At 30.3% G+C, this 17,656-nt stretch carries 14 protein-coding genes; 4 read left to right on the top strand and 10 right to left on the bottom strand.

The genetic code is table 11. The features are described from left to right. Positions 1-23 precede the first annotated feature (23 nt). From QZ306_RS03300 to QZ306_RS03275, 6 genes are all read right to left on the bottom strand, one after another. Complete coding sequence (locus QZ306_RS03300) at positions 24-2,135, bottom strand: flagellar biosynthesis protein FlhA (protein ID WP_295161190.1); 2,112 nt, start codon at positions 2,133-2,135, stop codon at positions 24-26. A gap of 21 nt (positions 2,136-2,156) precedes the next feature. Further along, entirely contained in the window at positions 2,157-3,356 is a 1,200-nt protein-coding gene (gene flhB, locus QZ306_RS03295; RefSeq protein ID WP_295161008.1) for a flagellar biosynthesis protein FlhB, read from the bottom strand. After that, a complete protein-coding gene (gene fliR / locus QZ306_RS03290) occupies positions 3,353-4,156 on the bottom strand; it encodes a flagellar biosynthetic protein FliR (protein ID WP_295161005.1) in 804 nt (267 codons plus the stop codon). The genes flhB and fliR overlap by 4 nt, the downstream gene beginning before the upstream one ends. Positions 4,157-4,192: 36 nt before the next feature. Beyond that, positions 4,193-4,462, bottom strand: a complete 270-nt coding sequence (gene fliQ / locus QZ306_RS03285) for a flagellar biosynthesis protein FliQ (protein ID WP_295161002.1) — start codon at positions 4,460-4,462, stop codon at positions 4,193-4,195. Between the two features lie 53 nt (positions 4,463-4,515). Next, positions 4,516-5,304: a flagellar type III secretion system pore protein FliP gene (fliP, locus tag QZ306_RS03280; protein WP_295160999.1), complete on the bottom strand. Its 789-nt coding sequence runs from the start codon at positions 5,302-5,304 to the stop codon at positions 4,516-4,518. A gap of 200 nt (positions 5,305-5,504) precedes the next feature. Continuing rightward, positions 5,505-6,005, bottom strand: coding sequence for a GNAT family protein (locus QZ306_RS03275; RefSeq protein WP_295160996.1), 501 nt, complete (start codon positions 6,003-6,005; stop codon positions 5,505-5,507). Positions 6,006-6,697: 692 nt separating this feature from the next. Between QZ306_RS03275 and QZ306_RS03270 the strand changes: the two genes are divergently transcribed. Continuing rightward, on the top strand, positions 6,698-9,019 hold the full coding sequence (locus QZ306_RS03270; RefSeq protein WP_363322650.1) for a PBP1A family penicillin-binding protein: 2,322 nt from the start codon (positions 6,698-6,700) through the stop codon (positions 9,017-9,019). A gap of 11 nt (positions 9,020-9,030) precedes the next feature. Beyond that, complete coding sequence (locus QZ306_RS03265) at positions 9,031-10,917, top strand: conjugal transfer protein TraB (RefSeq protein WP_295160991.1); 1,887 nt, start codon at positions 9,031-9,033, stop codon at positions 10,915-10,917. 94 nt (positions 10,918-11,011) lie between these two features. Here QZ306_RS03265 and mnmE read toward each other — a convergent pair whose 3' ends face one another. Genes mnmE through QZ306_RS03250 form a run of 3 tightly spaced genes read right to left on the bottom strand, consistent with a single transcriptional unit; the run spans position 11,012 to position 13,612 of the window. Continuing rightward, entirely contained in the window at positions 11,012-12,406 is a 1,395-nt protein-coding gene (gene mnmE, locus QZ306_RS03260; protein WP_295160988.1) for a tRNA uridine-5-carboxymethylaminomethyl(34) synthesis GTPase MnmE, read from the bottom strand. 20 nt (positions 12,407-12,426) lie between these two features. Continuing rightward, positions 12,427-12,861, bottom strand: a complete 435-nt coding sequence (locus QZ306_RS03255; protein WP_295160985.1) for an ankyrin repeat domain-containing protein — start codon at positions 12,859-12,861, stop codon at positions 12,427-12,429. Positions 12,862-12,865: 4 nt separating this feature from the next. Next, positions 12,866-13,612, bottom strand: coding sequence for an ankyrin repeat domain-containing protein (locus QZ306_RS03250; RefSeq protein WP_295160982.1), 747 nt, complete (start codon positions 13,610-13,612; stop codon positions 12,866-12,868). 240 nt (positions 13,613-13,852) lie between these two features. Between QZ306_RS03250 and QZ306_RS03245 the strand changes: the two genes are divergently transcribed. Continuing rightward, entirely contained in the window at positions 13,853-14,077 is a 225-nt protein-coding gene (locus tag QZ306_RS03245; protein WP_295160980.1) for a hypothetical protein, read from the top strand. Between the two features lie 8 nt (positions 14,078-14,085). Further along, positions 14,086-14,901, top strand: a complete 816-nt coding sequence (locus QZ306_RS03240; protein ID WP_295160977.1) for a pyridoxamine kinase — start codon at positions 14,086-14,088, stop codon at positions 14,899-14,901. Here QZ306_RS03240 and QZ306_RS03235 read toward each other — a convergent pair. Continuing rightward, positions 14,888-17,650 carry a tetratricopeptide repeat protein gene (locus QZ306_RS03235; RefSeq protein WP_295160974.1) on the bottom strand — a complete coding sequence of 921 codons (2,763 nt, stop codon included), beginning with the start codon at positions 17,648-17,650 and terminating at the stop codon, positions 14,888-14,890. The two genes, QZ306_RS03240 and QZ306_RS03235, sit on opposite strands and share 14 nt — an antisense overlap. Positions 17,651-17,656: the final 6 nt, after the last annotated feature.

Here is a 17,656-nt window from a genome sequence, read left to right as displayed (position 1 = left end):
CTATTTAGGCATAATATCTTACACTATTTTATACTGGCAATACCCTGAACATTATAACCCTGAGCTATTTCAGTAGTAGCTATAACCTTATATTTTCCGATATTTTTAGCTATAAATTGATACAAAGGTCTTCTTATAAGAGGAGAAGTTAAAAATACTATGTCATCAGCTCCTGAATCGCTTACAAGCTTAACTGCATCTTTTATATTTTTAATTAAGTTCTGCATACTCTCAAAACTCATAGCAATCATCTGAGAACCCTGCAAATTACCTGTATTAGCCAAGTTCTGAGCAATATTATTCTGCAGCTGCTGGCTTAAAGTAATAACTCTTATATTTCTGTCCTGATCCGAAACCATTTGAGATATTTGCGATGCAAGCCTGCTTCTTACAAGTTCGGTAGCCTGTTCGCTTCCCATAACAGCTATAGCATCTGCAACCCCCTCTAATATTGCAACGCTGTTTCTTATAGGAACCTCCTCCTGAAGAAGATTTTGAAGCACTTTCTGTATATATCCTAGAGGACTCTCATTATGAGGCTTAGCAGCAAGAACTTCAGACACAAGAGCCTTATGATCATCTTTAATAAGATCAAGCATATTCTGCACTTCTTCGCGTCCGATAAGAAGATTAGCATTTCTTTTAATAGTTTCACTGAAATGAGTGGCAATAACTGAGGTCGGCTGAAACAACATAAATCCTTTTTTCTCAGCCATATCTTTTTCATCAACTTTAATCCAATAGGCAGGAAGTCCGAATGCAGGTTCTTTTACTTTCTCGCAATCTGGAGAAGGACCTTCTGGAGAATTGGCATTCAAAGCAAGAAGCATATTAGGGCGTACAAAGCCTTTAGCCATCTCCGTACCATTAATGCTAACCATATATTCATCAGGTTCTATTATACTGTTATCCACAATGCGCACAGGAGGAACAACTAATCCCACTTCTAAGGCAAGCTCTCTTCTAATCTGACTTATTCTGTTAATTAAATCTCCTCCCTCAGATTCAAGCGCTAAAGGAATAAGAGAAGCGCCTACTGAAAGTTCTATCTTCTCAACCTTTAAGAAAGGAGTAACATCTAAAGGACCTTGATGCGCCTGCTCTCCCGTATCTGCTTTGCTTCCATCTTCATTGATTCCAAGCTCCTGCTGTTCCTTTCTCAAAGCATATCCCGCTAAAAACAATACCAATGATATAACAAATAATGCTACTTTTGGAAAACCTGGTAAAAACATTAAAAAGAAAGCAAAACCTGCGCCTATAAATAAGTTTTTAGGCTTAGCAAAAATCTGCACCGCAATCTGAGTAGATAAATTATCCTCGCTGCTGCTTCTGGTTACAAGCAGGCCTGTAGCAAAACTCATAAAAAAAGAAGGTATCTGACTTACTAAACCATCTCCTACTGTAAAGCGTGTATAAGCATTAACCGCCTGTGTAAAAGGCTCTCCTCTCATTGTCATTCCAATTATAAGTCCTCCGACTATATTTATAACCGTAATTATAATGCCTGCTATAACATCGCCTTGCACAAACTTTGAGGCTCCGTCCATAGTACCATAGAAATCGCTCTCTCCTCTTATCTTTTTTCTTTTCTCTTCGGCTTCCTTATCGGTAATGGCACCTGCCTGAAGTTCGCTTTCAACAGCCATCATCTTTGAAGGCATGCTGTCCAATGCAAATCTTGCCGCCACTTCTGATACTCTTGTAGCGCCTTTGGTAATAACTACAAACTGTACTATTATAAGTATGATAAATATTACAACTCCCACAACTATATTGCCGCCTACCACAAAATCAGCAAAAGATGTAATAACTTTACCATTAAAATTTGAACCATCTGTAAGAATAGCCCTTGTGGTAGATACATTCAAAGCAAGTCTGAAAGCTGTCATAACAAGCAGCACTGAAGGAAACACATTAAAATCATTGGCACTTTTTATACTGAGAACCATAAGCAATATTAATAAAGATACTATAATATTTACTATAAGCAGAAAATCTAAAACTAAAGCGGGCAGAGGTATAATAAGCATCATTATTACCATAACCGCTCCGACTGCGAACATTATATCACTATGTCTGCTTATATTGGCAGGCAGTTTTACCGAATCTAATATTGATTTAGCGCCATTCATTGTTGCCACTTTTTATTCCTCCTATACAGCCCTTGCCATTTTTTCATTTCTTATTCTATATACTTCGCCGAGTATTCTTGATACAACATGAAACAGCTTTTCAGGTATATACTGCCCTATTTCAACATTGTAATATAATTCACGGGCTAAAGGCTTATTTTCCACTATATGAACATCATTTTCTTTAGCTATTTCTTTTATTCTTAATGCTATATGATCCGCTCCTTTAGCCGTTACTATAGGGGCATAGTCTCCGTTTTCATATTTTAATACAACAGCAAAATGAGTCGGGTTTGTAATGACCACATCTGCCTCCGGAACGGATTTAAGCATCGTTCTGCTTACTATTTTTCTTGCCATATCCTGCAATTGACTTTTTACCAAAGGATCTCCCTCCATTTCTTTAAACTCTTCTTTCATCTCATGCTTTGTCATTTTTAAGCTGTTAATATACTGCCTTTTTTGAAAGAAATAATCAAAAGCGGAAACTATTATCATAAATATTATTACTTTAGAAAGCATCTCTAAAACTATAAAGAAAAATAAACTCATAGCCTGAGATAATTCCATATCAATCATGCTAAAAAGCTGATTATGTTTGCCGTATATTGTTGTAAAAGTAAGAATGGATATTACAATCATTTTAAAAAGTATCTTTGACAAATTCATTAAATTCTGACCTGAAATAAATACCCTTTCTTTAAAGTTAGACCAAGTGGGGGCAATTTTCTTAAAATTAGGCTTTAATTTTTTAGTTGTAAATAAGAACTGAGTCTGAGCTAAATTAACACTCACACCGACAATTAAGGCAACAGCCATAACTATGCCTGCCGTTTTTGCAATAAGCATTAATATTTCTAAAAACATATCAGTAAAAGCTGAATTATTAATTGAAGCATCAGCATTAGAAATTTTATTTAATATAGTAATAAAAAACTGCGATACTGTATGAGTAAAATATGAAGTTAAAAGAGCCACTACTGCTATTGTAACCGCCAAAACAAGAGTTTGATTTATTTCAGCAGAGTTTACAACGCGTCCTTCTTCCTCTCTTGCCTTTCTTTTCTTTCTTTCAGTAGGAAGCTCTGTTCTGCCTTCATCCTCAGGAGATGCAAATAAAGTTAATACATAGCCCTTTCCTGTAATATAAAGATATTTTCTGTAAAGCCTAGCTCTGATTATAACAAATACCTCAAGTATGGAAGATGTCATATTTTTCATACGATACCTCCTGATAAAAAAGTAATTATATTATTAACATCAGCTATAGTGGATTCTAATATTTTCATAAAATTGGAAACAAGTACAGGTATTAAAATATAATATGATATAATTCCTACAGCTATCTGCATTGGAAAACCGAGCATTAAAACATTCATCTGAGGAGCCGCCTTAGCCAATAAACCTAAACTTAATGATAATAAAAATAAAGTAAGCATTATAGGCAAAGCCAGAGAAAGAGCAACAGAAAATAAAGAACTCATATAATAAATCATTCTGTCTATAATTCCGTTAAATGAAGACATAAATACAGCTTTTGAAGCATCGCTTAATACAGGCATAGTCTTAAAACTGTAAAGCAATGTTCTTATAACCCAGCTTGGACCATCAACTGCTATAAAAATTAATATAACTATCAAAGACTGTAATTGTCCTAATACGGGAACTGTAACTTGAGATATAGGGTCAACAGTTTCGGATATGCCAAATCCCATTTGTATTTCAAAAAAGTTTGCCATAACCTGATATGCCGCAAATATAATCGACATCAAAAAACCTATTAATATTCCAATAAGAACTTCGTTTACAAGAGTTAAAAAATATTCTGCAAAAGCAGAAGCTGCCTGAACATCAGTATTTGCAACCAGAGGAAATATTACAGCTGTAGCAATAAATGCAAGAGCTATTTTTATAGTATTTGGAATAACATTAGAAGAAAATAACGGAGCTATCATAAGTATAGCGGCAAATCTTACCATAATAAGCAGGTAAATTTGAAAGAAATTCACAAAATTATCCATTTATTTTCCCCAAAATATTTTCTACCATTTCAAATTTCATCTGGCTATATTAGGAAGTATGCTGAACAATCTGACAGTAAAAGCACTTGTATAATTAAGCATCCAAGAAGCCAGAATATATATAACAGCCAGCATAGCTATCATTTTAGGAACAAATGTTAAAGTTTGCTCCTGAATACTTGTAGTAGCCTGAAGTATTGAAATTACCAAACCTACAATAATTGATACCCCCAAAACTGGTGCCGCAAGCATCATAAACACCCATAAAGTTTCCTGTACCAAAACAATAATTGAAGTATCACTCATAAAATATCCTTAAAATATATTCAATATATATAAGAGTCAAAATAAATATTAAATTACCTGAAACTCTGCACTATTTGGAGTATCAAAAGCTTCCATCCGTCAACTGCTACAAATAAAATTATTTTAAGCGGCAATGATATCATAATAGGAGGAAGCATTATCATACCCATAGCCATAAGTATAGAGGCAACCACTAAATCTATAACTATAAACGGTATAAATAAATATATACCCATTTTGAAAGCTATTGTAAGTTCATTAATAATAAATGCAGGTATGACAACTATTGTTGGAATTCTTTCTAAATCTTCCGCAGTCTGAATTTCCCTAAGCCTTATATTAGTGTCGCTTATGCTTAAAAACAAATCCAGACTTTTCATGCCGTTTTCCCCCCTTAAAGAGTTAAACATAAACATTCTTATAGGCTGTATTCCTCTGCTGTACAATTCGTTAACACCTATGGTGCCATTTAAATAAGGCTGAAGGGCAGTATTATTTACCTGCATCAAAGTAGGCATCATAATAAAAAATGTTAAAAATAAAGATAATCCCATTATTAAAGCTCTTGGCGGTGTTTCCTGCAATGACAGAGCCCTTTGAACAAAACTGAGCACTATTGAAACTCTTATAAAGCTTGTAGTCATTATTATTATAGAAGGAGATAATGACAATATTGTTAATAAAAATAATATTTGAAGTCCTAAACTAACCTGCTGGGGAGTTTGAGCTTGAGCAACATTTAACTCTACTGTAGGTATAGGTATCTGCATATTATTCTGAGTATAAACTTCCGCAGGTATAAATAAGTATAATGCTAAAAATACCATAAGAAATTTTCGCATTTTGAGAACTCCAATTCTATAATTTTTTTCTAATCTTTTTTAATTTAAAAACGACAATGTTAAAACTTCAATTAATTTAACATATTATTACAAAATAATCAAGTATTATGTTAACTAATTTATATTTCATTAATAATAAAATTTAATAAACCTATTTTTTATACAGTATCAATACAGTATATAAATTTTTTTATATAGTATTAAACAAATAAGCCCATTATATAGCAGTCATAATAAACATTATCAATACAAAAAAAGTCATTTATTTTTCCTTCTATAAAAAAGCCAGAAGACTTATAAAGCCTTAAAGCTCTTTCATTATCAGTTCTAACAGTTAATTCTATTTTTTTTATGCAATTGTTTCTGCAATAATCAACAGCATAATCAATCAGTTTTACAGCCGTTCCTTTACCCCAATATTTTTTCAATACGCTTATACCAAGATTAACTCTATGCCTTACTCTTTTCCTGTCAATACCTCTTAAATTACATATTCCTATAATTTCTTTATCCTTCTCATACAAGAACATCTTAGTTATTATACTTTTTTGTATATTTTGTAAAAACTCCTCCTCTTTTTCTATATTTAATTCTCTTTCTGAAGAATCCGACATCATAAAATCGGTTTCATCGGATACTTTTTTAATATACTTCAATACATATTCTGCATCTTCTATATGAGCTTCTCTTATATTACACATAATAACATAACCTGCAATATTAGTTATCGGATTTTATTATGTAAACTGTAATATGATAACTTATTTTTCTTTTTTTTCAATAAAAATTATATGGTTTTTTACTATTTTTATTAAATTTCAATAAAATCACATATTATTATGTTTAATAATCATTGCCGTTAATTTTACTAAAAATATTAATTTTGGTTATAATATTAAAATAAAAATATAAAACAAAGCAATTATTCATTATTATCAGACTCCTAACACTATTATTAATGGGCTTATGATTTTTCATATCATAAGCCCATTATCTTATTAATACATATATTTTTTATATTAAAATACACATAAATATTTTAAATTTGACAGCATATAATAATATTTTATGCATAAAAAATTCAAACTATGAAATATTATTTTACGGTTTCTATTTATTAATGTTATATATAATATAGTTGCAAAAGTCATTTGTTGCGCTCTTAAGATATATACAAACCCATTACTTTTCACTCTATGAATATAAATTAATTTTATTCATAGGGTGTTTTTTATAAAAAATATAATAAAAAAATATGTTGATTAATTAAATAATTATCTGTATAATACAGTAAAAATATACTAGGATAATTAAATTGAAATTCTTGAAAAAGTTATGGAATAAATATAAAAGCATAAATATAGAACAATTCAAAAAGTTTTATATAACAGCAATGATACTGATATTTTCAGTGATTACTATTGTTTTTTCGATTTTAATTGCAGATATAATAATTCAGCCTGATGTTCAGGCTGTGGAATTATATAAGCCTACAATACCTACAAAAATATATGATATAAAGGGAGAGGTAATATCCGAATTTTTTACAGAGCAAAGATCACTAGTTGAATACAAATATCTGCCTCCTCAATTGATAGAGGCTATAATATCTATGGAAGACAATAATTTTATGTCTCATTTCGGAATAGATATATTCGGCATATTCAGAGGAACCATAGGAAATATATTAACTGGAAAAAGAGCAAGAGGAGCGAGCACATTAACCCAGCAGGTGGCAAGAAATATAGTATTGAAGTCAACCAAAAGAACTATAACCAGAAAATTAAAAGAAATTTGGGTCACTTTTCAGATAGAAAAAAGACTTACAAAAGAAGAAATAGTAACTTTATATTTTAATCAAATATATTTCGGACATTCAGTATACGGAGTACAGGCTGCAAGCAGATTTTACTTTAATAAAGATGTTCAAAATTTAGATTTAGCAGAATGTGCAATGCTTGCCACACTTCCGCCCGCACCGAATGCATATTCGCCTATTAATAATCCTAACATATCAATGGCAAGACATAAAGTTGTACTTAAGAGAATGACCGATTTAAAATTCATAACAAGCGAAGAAGCGTCTCAGGCTCATAAAGAGTTTTGGGCAACATATACTGAAAAAATAGGCAGAAGAGGCTCCACTGCATACAGTGCTTCTATAGACAGAGCGCCTTATGTTACGGAATATGTGAGAAGACAATTAGTTGACAGATACGGAGAAAAAGCATTAAAAGAGGACGGACTTAAAATATACACTACAATAGATATAGAAAAACAGGAATCCGCACAGAAGCTATTAACCGAAGCACTTACGGAATATAACAACAAATACGAAGGCGGCTCTATGGATATTATAAACTTATACAATAGAGAAACTATAGATAAAATAAAAATGATATCTATTTTATTTAATCTTCCTGAAAACAGCGCATATAATAAATTTAATATCGCAGTAAGAGACACTATAAATAAACATGCAGCTTTGCCGCTGGCATTGATGTCGGATATATTCGGTATGGAAGAAGTTAATGATATAACTATGGAAGTAATGAAAGCTGATGAAGCGGAGCTTTCAAGACAAATTGAAGGCGCATTAGTAGCGATAGATCCTAGAAACGGATATATAATTTCTATGGTAGGAGGTTCTAAATTTACCGCAAGAAATCAGTTTAACAGAGCAACTCAGGCAAGAAGACAGGCGGGAAGCGCATTTAAGCCTTTTGTGTATGCTGCATCAATGGATGCTACAAATTACAGTCCTTCTACTATAGTAAGCGATGCTCCAATAGGATTTATACCTGAAGAAGGAGAAGACGGAGAAGTTTGGATACCCAGAAATTATTCAGGAAGCTTTAAAGGAGATGTAAGCTTAAGATATGCATTGGAAGCGTCTTTAAATATTGCAACGGTTAATATTCTAAATTATGTAGGAATTACAAATACTATAAGATATGTTGAGCCTATATTTAAAGCCGAGCCTAATTCTGAAAGATCAAAAAGAATGTTTAACCCCGATCTGACTTTGGGACTTGGAACGGGATTATTTACTCCTCTTGAACTTACTATGGGATTTGCCGAATTTGCAAATGAGGGAAAAGAGGTTAATCCCATACTTATAAGATATGTTACCGACAGATACGGAATAGTTATAGATAATTTTGAAGATGAACTGAATAAAAAAATTAATTTAAGAGGAGGTCCCAAACAGGTTGTAAGCAAAGAGGCTGCTTACCTGATAAGCGATATACTGACTGGAGTATTAAGAGGAGGCACAGCCACAAGCGCTATGTATGAAGCAAAATTCACCAGAAGAGGAGCGGGAAAAACAGGCACTTCAAATGACTGGAAAGATGCTTGGTTTGTCGGATATACTCCTGAACTTGCAACAGGAATATGGATTGGTTTTGATTCATTCAAATATTCTTTAGGAAATAATCAGGTAGGCGGAAGAATTGCAGCTCCTATATGGGGTAAATATATGGTGGAGGCTCTTAAAGAAGTTAAGCCCACTTGGTATAAGAAGCCTGAAAATGTTATAAGTATGAAAGTATGTGCTGTAAGCGGTAAACTGCCGGGTGCTTCATGCTATTCTTTTCAAACAGACTTATTTATAATAAATAAAACTCCTACAGAAATATGCAATATATGCTCACATTATTTAGAAGATTCAAATGAATTAGATAATATAATAGATTCGTTTCTTAATTATTAGAGAAATATAAAATGAAAAAAAACATTATAAAAGATATAAACTCAGACATTATAAGATATAAAAACATATTGGCAATTCCTTCCATACATTCAAGAGTATATTTTTCCTTAGCGGTAAGAGAAGCCTTTGAAGAGTTTAAACCCGATGTACTGGCTATTGAGCAGCCTGCCGATTTTGCAGATTCTTTAAGAGAAGCTGTAAGCAGACTTCCATATATAAGTTTAATAATAAGAGAAATTGAAAATGAAGCCGTTTATATACCAATAGATCCATGCGATTCTATAATAGAAGCTATTCGTATTGCAATTGATGAAGAGATACCTTTCTTCCCTATAGATAAAGATATTACCTCAATCAATTCCAATTCTCATTATCTTATGCCAGATGATTATATTATGAAAAATATAGGACTTGAGAAATTTTATGCGGAAATTAAATCTAAATATATATTCCATAAAGACAAAACAGATGAAGAGAGGGAAATATATATGGCTGAAAATCTGCATAAACTCTCTAAAAAATATAATAAAATACTTCTTGTTATAGGGATGTCCCATTTGGAAAATATAATTTCAATATTAAAAAAACTAGATGATGAAAAATTAAAAGAAGATATTATAAATAAAAAATTATCAGAAGATGATGAAAAATATAAATATTCTGAACCTAAAATATATAATGTACATAAAGAATCTCTAAATAAAATGCTTGGAGAGTTTCCTTTTACAACTTATATGCATGAACTGTATATAAAAGGGGAATTGGAAAGCTTTGATAAAATAAATATAATAGAAACAATATTCAGAGAAGCTAAATTAAGATATAAGCTTCCTATATCAATGCTTCAGCAGAAAAATATGATGAAATATTTAAGGAATTTATGTCTTCTTGATAATTATATTATACCTGATTATATAGATATGCTTACCGCAGCCAAATGCATGATAAATAATGATTATGCTTTAGAAGTGATGGAAGGTTTGGAATATTATCCCTTCTATAATGAAGAAGACGAAAACTACCCTACTATAAAGTTAAACAGAGACCCCAGCACTAACGGAATGGAAGGAATGCTTAAAGATAAAAAAATTAAGCTTTATAAATATGATAATGTATGGAAAACATCTTTTAAAAAAGTTCATGTAACAACTCGTCCCAGAGAAAAATATGAAGGCGAATGGAAAGATGTTTGGAACAAGAGAAATAATCTGCTTTCGCATATACCTGAAGATATACTTATGGAAAAGCATATGAACATACTCAGAGATAAAATAAGAAATATACTTACTGAGGACAAAGCTAAAATTGAGCCTTTCACAGTAAGCATAAAAGACGGTATAGATATGCGCGAAACTATAAGAAACTATTATAAAAATGAAATATATGTAAAAGAGATTCCTAAAATAAAAGGAAATATAGGGCATATTGTTGTAATTTTTGATGAAGATAATGATGAAGATTATGATTGGAATATAGTTTGGTACAGCGAAGCGCATGACGACAGCGATTTAATACTTTATTCCACCGAACCCGGAAATACGCTTGTAGGACCTGGAATATCAAAATGCTATTTTGGGGGATATGCTTCTTTAATGCCGCCTCAGGCTCCGCATGATGTATGGAGCATGTTTTACGATTTAAAAAAAGAAGGCATTGTCAGAAATTATGCAGATCTTCTTCTTTACACGGCAATAATATATTCCGTTGATAAATATTTAGGTTATGCTGCTCCAACTCCTCCTTCAAATATATTAAAAGAATTTGCAAAAGAAAGTTCGGTTGAAATAGTTTATATGCCTCTAAACACATTTTCAAGCGAGACATTAAGAAAGCTAAGACATTTTCATGTACTTGGAAATAAAAGACTTAGAAAAATTGCAGAAGATTATATAATATAACAGCTGTTTTTTTAATTTAGTTAATTTAAGAAAAGTTTTTAATATCGGCATATAATTATTTATCGGTATAATTTATTTAATATAATTTTTAAAATTATTTTCCTATGCAGAAGTTTGCAAATATTTCATTTATTATCTCTTCAGCATCTATTTTACCGCTTACATTTCCAAGTATATTATTTAATACATTTATCTCTTCTGCAACTTCATCTAATGAAAATGATAACTTTAATTTTTCTATGCATACATCAGTCTGCTTAATTGCCCTTTCCAAATATCCTCTTTCTCTGTTATTTACATAACTTTCTTTATTGAAAATATTTATATCAGAATCCGATACATAATTTTTTAAAGCTTCTATTAATTTATCTTTTCCTAATCTGTTTTTTGAGCTTATATTTATAATATTTTTTGAATCTATATTATAATCAAATTTCTTTTCGGTATCGCTCTTATTTAAAATAAATATTATATTTTTATTTTTCAGAGTTTCCAAAAACTTTATTAAATTAATATCATCTTCATTTACATTGCAGCTTCCGTCAAAAACTGCAAGTATAATATTTGCTTCATAAGCGCATTTTTTAGCCCTCTCTATTCCTTCAAGCTCCACATTATTATAAGCCTCTTTATGAAAGCCCGCAGTATCCATTAAATAAAAAGGTATATTTTCTATATAAACATTCTCGCTTAAAAAATCTCTTGTGGTTCCTGCGGTATCCGAAACAATGGCTCTTTCTCTGCCTAATATCATATTAAATATGCTGCTTTTACCAGCATTAACTCTGCCTAGTATAGCAACCTTTATACCGTTTATAAGATTCTCAACTCTTTTTGAATTGCATAAAATATTTTCTATATCCTTTTTTATATTCTCAAAATTTTCTATTAACTTATCATAAGAAAAAATTTCGGTATCGTCTTCAGGAAAATCCAATTCTCCGTATACAAGCATTAAAGCGCTTTTAATACTGTCTCTAAGCTTATCTATTTCTCTTGTAAGCCTTCCTCTCATTTTATATATGCTGGCTTCAGCCATAAGCTTATTATTGGAATCAATAAGATCATGTATAGCTTCAGCCTCGCTTATTGAGATTTTTCCGTTTATATAAGCTCTGTATGTAAACTCGCCCTTAGATGCGGCTCTCGCTCCATTTCTTATTATAAGATTAATTAAAGAATCTATTACAACTATGCTTCCATGAGAAATGAACTCTATAGTATCCTCAGAAGTAAAAGAATTAGGAGAAAGCGAAGAAAGAACCACAAGTTCATCTATTGGAATATTTTTTTCATCTTTTATCAAGGCATAATAGCTTTTTCTATGCTCAAATTTTTTTATATTTTTATTTTCATTTAAGGCATAAAAACATATTTTTGATGCTATCTCCAATGATCTGCTTCCTGACATTCTTATTAATGCCAATGCGCTTTTTGAATAAGGAGTAGAAAGAGCCACAATTGTATCTTTTATATCATATTCATTCATAATTTTGATTAACTATATAATTATTTCTTATAAAAACGCAAAAGCTTTGCAATTTCATTATATCCGCGTCCTTCCGCATAATCTAAAGCAGTAAAGCCGCCATTACTTTGAATATTAAGATTTGCTCCTGCCTTTATTAATTCCTTTACTGTTTCAGTATGACCTTCCTTTGCCGCATACATTAAAGCAGTATAGCCGTCATTATCTTGAATATTAATATCTGCTCCTGCTGTTATTAATTCCTTTACTGTTTCAGTATGACCCCTAAATGCAGCATATATTAAAGCAGTCCAGCCGCCATCATCTTGAATATTAATATTAACTTCTAAAGCTAAGAGCTCTTTTACTTTTTTAGTATTTCCATTCTCTGAAGCTGTTAGAAAGTTTTCTTCATTTTGTGTCAGAGAATATAAATTAAAAGATACTAAAATTAAAACAGCTAATATTTTTTTCATTGTTTTATTCCTTTTTCATTTTTTTCTTAAAAGAACGCAAAAGCTTTATAATATCATAATCATTCATTTCTTCTGCATAATCTAAAGCAGTAAAGCCGTAATTACTTTGAATATTAATATCCGCTCCTGCCTTTATTAATTCCTTTACTGTTTCAGTATGACCTTTATATGCAGCATACATTAAAACAGTAAGGCCGTCATTATCTTGAATATTAATATCTGCTCCTGCCTTTATTAATTCCTTCACTATTTCAGTAAGACCATTAATTACAGCCATCATTAAAACAGTAAGGCCGTCATTATCTTGAATATTAATATCCGCTCCTGCCTTTATTAATTCCTTTACTGTTTCAATATAATCATACCGTGCTGCCAACATTAAAGCAGTCCAGCCGTTATAATCTTGAATATTAATATCCGCTCCTGCCTTTATTAATTCCTTTACTGTTTCAGTATGACCTTCCCATGCAGCAAATATTAAAGCAGTCCGGTCGCCATTACTTTGAATATTAATATCTGCCCCTGCTTTTATTAATTCCTTTACTGTTTCAGTATGACCTTCCCTTGCAGCATATATTAAAGCAGTATTGCTGTAATTATTTTGAATATTAATGTCAGCTCCTAAAGACAAGAGCTCTTTTACTTTTTTAGTATCTCCATTCTTTGAAGCTTCTATAAAGCTTGCTTCATTTTCAGTTAGAGAATATAAATTAAAAGATATTAAAATTAAAACAGCTAATATTTTTTTCATTGTTTTATTCCTTTTTTCATTTTTTTCTTAAAGAACGCAAAAGCTTTGCAATTTTGATATGCCTATATACTTTATAAAAAAGCCTGTTAATTATAATACAAAAAAAATTATTAGCAATAACAAAAAACTTGCAATACTATTATCATCTTAAACAATTTTTAGAAAATTTCCAATTGAAAAAAAAGTAATAATATGTTATAAATAATGATATACAGAGTAAATATTACTTCGGAGAAATTTATGAGAAGAGGCAGAAAAAATCCGTTTCAAAGAGAAATTGAACGGAGATTTGGAACAGGCGGATTCGAATTAGATTCTTTTATAAGAGGACATAGAAAAATGAAAGTAACAAAAGAAGAAATAGACAGAAGATACGACATAACCATAGAAGAATTTGCATATTTTGCTCAGATTTCAGGATATAAGGTATTAGCTGATAATGAATCTCTTATTATATTTAAATAATTATGAAAATGAATAGCAAAACAGATTTTAATGTTCTTCTTCTAAACGATTTATGTTCATACGGAAAAGCCTCTTTAACTGTAAATATTCCTATATTATCTTATCTTGGAATAAAGGTTTCGCCTCTTGTAAGCGTTATACTTTCAAATCATACCGCTTTTGAATCTTTTTGCGCTTTCGATTTAACAGATGAACTTGAAAAAATTATAGAGGAATTAAAATTAAGAAATCCTCATTTTGATGCATTTTATGCAGGGTGGATAGCCTTAGGAAAACAGCCTAATATAGTTAAAGATATAATAAAACATTTTAATATTGATATTGTTTTAATAGATCCTATATTAGGAGACAATGGAAAATTATATCCTTCTATGTCTGACAGCAATGTAAACTCTATGAGAGATATAATAAAATATGCAGATATAATAACTCCTAATATAACCGAATTGGCTGTTCTTTTAGATAAAGATCCATCTATTCAGTACAATGAAGATGAAGTTAAAGATATGGCAGAAAAGATTTCAAAAATGGGACCTGATACAGTAATAGTTACAAGTGTTTCTAGAGAAAATAATGTCGGGTGCTTATGCTGGCAAAATAAAAATATAATAACAGTATACAATCCTAAAATAAATATAAGCATACCAGGTACAGGAGATGCATTTTCTTCTTCATTGCTCGGATATATATTAAAAGGCTGCAGCACTCAAAATGCTCTGGAAAAAGCCGCTAAATTTGTATATAACTGCATTGAAGCATCTGTAAAAGATAATGATGACAGAGTATACGGAATATCTATAGAAAAGAGACTTAATATGCTTTAATATTAATTTTATTCTGTATATAATCAATTTCTCTCTGTATTCTGTATCTTGCATTTTTATCTCTGCCCCATACCGCTTTATTTAATGCAGTCTGATAACTATTTAAAGATTCTTTAAGAAGCTTAATAGTATTTTTATCTATATACTTTTCAGCTCTATTTTTATATATTCTTCCTAAAAGCTCATAACCGCTGTAATCGTCTGGAATCAATGCAAGATAATTTAAAGCATAAGTTTCAGCATTAACATCATTTTTTAAATTATCCAAAGAAACTATTGCGGCTCTGTAATTAGCTGCGGCATAATTTTTGTTCATTTTTACTATATTCTCATAATCATATAAAGCAGTTTTTGTATCGCCCATAAGTTCATTGATATAAGCTCTTTGATAAAGATAATTAATATTTTCTCCGTCAAGCGATAAAGCTCTGTTGATAATATTTAAAGCCTCTCTGTAATCAGACATTTTTGCATAAAGTTTTGAAACAGCATAAAGCCCATCAGGATTATTAATATTCTCTTCATACAGTTTTAAAATATCTTCAGATAAAGGATTATAATTTTCTATATTAACGGAGCTTTCGGCTATATATATAGGATTTACTTTAAGATACTGAGAAGCCCTTTCATAACATAATAAAGAATAATCATACAAATATGCTTTATTATATTCTCTTCCCAATAATAAATCTCTTCCGCCATTAACATTTATATACTCCGCTATTTTATTGATTATATTAAAGCCTTCAATATTGTATTCTCTTATATATGCCTCAGCTAATTTTATTCTGTTTTCTATATAAGCGGGAGAAATCCTTAGAACTTCTTTCATAATAGAAGATAAACTGACATAAGCGTCTGTATTATCATACTGTATGATAAAGCTTAAATATGAATCAATATCCATTTCATTTTTTATTGCAACAGCGTCATAATTGCTTCTATTTCTTCTAATAGCTAAACATGCCGTTTTATAGGCTTCTTCATATTTTTTATTTTCATACAAATATTCGGCATAAAATCCGTAAGTAATCGATTCTATCTGCTTTATATAGGCTACATCATAATTTTTATTTCTCAAATCGGATATATAGGCTAGAGCTTCATCAAATTGATTAAACTTAATAAACTCAAATATTCTATCCGTTACCAGATTCAAATTAAGCTTTAATTCTTCCTCCCAATACTCTGTAGCTCTTATATCTACTGCATCTCTTTGCTTCTGATAGTATGATGTGTCATTATCCGACGCTCTTATACTCAATAATTTTCTAAGCAAAAGTACATTATTAACGCTTATAATATTTGCATTAAAAGCTTCTTTAAGTATATCTATAGCCTTATCAATGGAGCCCAAATTATTATAAGCTTCGGCAATATAACCTATTCTAATCTGTTCTTCATGTCCTTCAAATCTGTAAAGCGAAAGAAACTGCATTAAAGCCACATAATAGTTTTTAAGCCTTAATTCCTCAGCTTTATCCAATATTTTTTTATATTCTATAATTTTCAATAATTTATCTGCAGTATCTGTATATAATTCAACTTCTTTTAAAATATCAGAAGCCTCATTATATTTTTTCTTTCTTATCAGACTCATACTATAATCTATTTTATTTTCATCGGATATATTATAAAAATTAATAATCTGAGAAATTATTCTATCTGGATAATAGCTGTAGCCTTGATTATAAAGCATAGATGCAAATGTTTCGTATAATCTAGGCTTATTATATGAATATTCCAATCCGCTTTCCAGTATTTTTATAGCCTCTGCTTCATTATTCTCATACAAATATATTTGAGCTAATATGGCATAAGCCTCATCAAAATCTTTAACCGATAAAATTAATTTTGTTAATATATCTTTAGCATCATTATAGTTTTCCATAGAATAATATGTCTTAGCTAATGCAACGGTAATTTCAGGAAAATCTAAAGCATAAGAAGAAATATTATTAAGTATATTAAGTGCATTGACATAATTCTCAGATATTAAGCTTTGATTCCATTTATATATTTCTCTTTTCACTTCAGCATTGCTTATTTTACTCTGAACTCTGATTATTTCTTCAGGATTAGAATATTTTGTATTTCTGTAATTATTTAAGGCAGAATCGTATTCTTTATTTAATATATGAATATCTCCTAAACCTTCATTAGCATAAGAAATATTTGATTTTGAGCAGGCATTAAAATAATAATCTGCACTTTTAATATCCCCGTTTTTCAAAGCACAGCTGCCAGCTAAAAACAGCCAATAAGGATTATTTGTAGTATTATATGCGCTAATGCATGCTTTTAGAGTTTCTTCATATTCATTAATAGTATTAAAAAATTCAAATATTAAACTGTAAACCGTATCATAATCTTTCTCATCTATATATAAAGATAAAAGCCTTTTAAAATCTAAAGAAGCATAATAAACATCGGCTCTTCTAAAATATGAAAGCCCTCTAAGATAATATATTTCATAGCAGTCTGCATAGCTGTTTTCTAAAGAATTACATAAATTAATAGCTTCAAAAAAATATCCGTCATCTATAAACTTTTTAACTTTACTTAAACTGCTATTTAAATACAATTGTCTGTCGGCATCTAAAACAACTTTATTGGTATTGACCGATATGCTGTCTAATTTAATATTAATATTTCTATCGTTCATTACTGTATGATATTGTAAAATATCTTTGGAATATGCCGAAATATATAAAGTAAAGATTATAGATAAAATTTTATTTAATTTCATAACAAG

Origin of the sequence: uncultured Brachyspira sp. (assembly GCF_910588665.1) — a bacterium.
Lineage (GTDB): Bacteria > Spirochaetota > Brachyspiria > Brachyspirales > Brachyspiraceae > Brachyspira.
This window is presented reverse-complemented; position numbering and strand designations above follow the sequence as displayed.

Bases quoted from the DNA above. Each gene is read 5' to 3' on its own strand.
- fliR (WP_295161005.1), bottom strand. From the start codon at position 4,156: ATGGATAATTTTGTGAATTTCTTTCAAATTTACCTGCTTATTATGGTA.
- QZ306_RS03275 (WP_295160996.1), bottom strand. From the start codon at position 6,005: ATGTGTAATATAAGAGAAGCTCATATAGAAGATGCAGAATATGTATTG.
- QZ306_RS03245 (WP_295160980.1), top strand. From the start codon at position 13,853: ATGAGAAGAGGCAGAAAAAATCCGTTTCAAAGAGAAATTGAACGGAGA.
- fliQ (WP_295161002.1), bottom strand. From the start codon at position 4,462: ATGAGTGATACTTCAATTATTGTTTTGGTACAGGAAACTTTATGGGTG.
- QZ306_RS03265 (WP_295160991.1), top strand. From the start codon at position 9,031: ATGAAAAAAAACATTATAAAAGATATAAACTCAGACATTATAAGATAT.
- QZ306_RS03235 (WP_295160974.1), bottom strand. From the start codon at position 17,650: ATGAAATTAAATAAAATTTTATCTATAATCTTTACTTTATATATTTCG.
- flhB (WP_295161008.1), bottom strand. From the start codon at position 3,356: ATGAAAAATATGACATCTTCCATACTTGAGGTATTTGTTATAATCAGA.
- QZ306_RS03250 (WP_295160982.1), bottom strand. From the start codon at position 13,612: ATGAAAAAAATATTAGCTGTTTTAATTTTAATATCTTTTAATTTATAT.
- fliP (WP_295160999.1), bottom strand. From the start codon at position 5,304: ATGCGAAAATTTCTTATGGTATTTTTAGCATTATACTTATTTATACCT.
- QZ306_RS03255 (WP_295160985.1), bottom strand. From the start codon at position 12,861: ATGAAAAAAATATTAGCTGTTTTAATTTTAGTATCTTTTAATTTATAT.
- QZ306_RS03240 (WP_295160977.1), top strand. From the start codon at position 14,086: ATGAATAGCAAAACAGATTTTAATGTTCTTCTTCTAAACGATTTATGT.
- QZ306_RS03270 (WP_363322650.1), top strand. From the start codon at position 6,698: ATGATACTGATATTTTCAGTGATTACTATTGTTTTTTCGATTTTAATT.
- QZ306_RS03300 (WP_295161190.1), bottom strand. From the start codon at position 2,135: ATGAATGGCGCTAAATCAATATTAGATTCGGTAAAACTGCCTGCCAAT.
- mnmE (WP_295160988.1), bottom strand. From the start codon at position 12,406: ATGAATGAATATGATATAAAAGATACAATTGTGGCTCTTTCTACTCCT.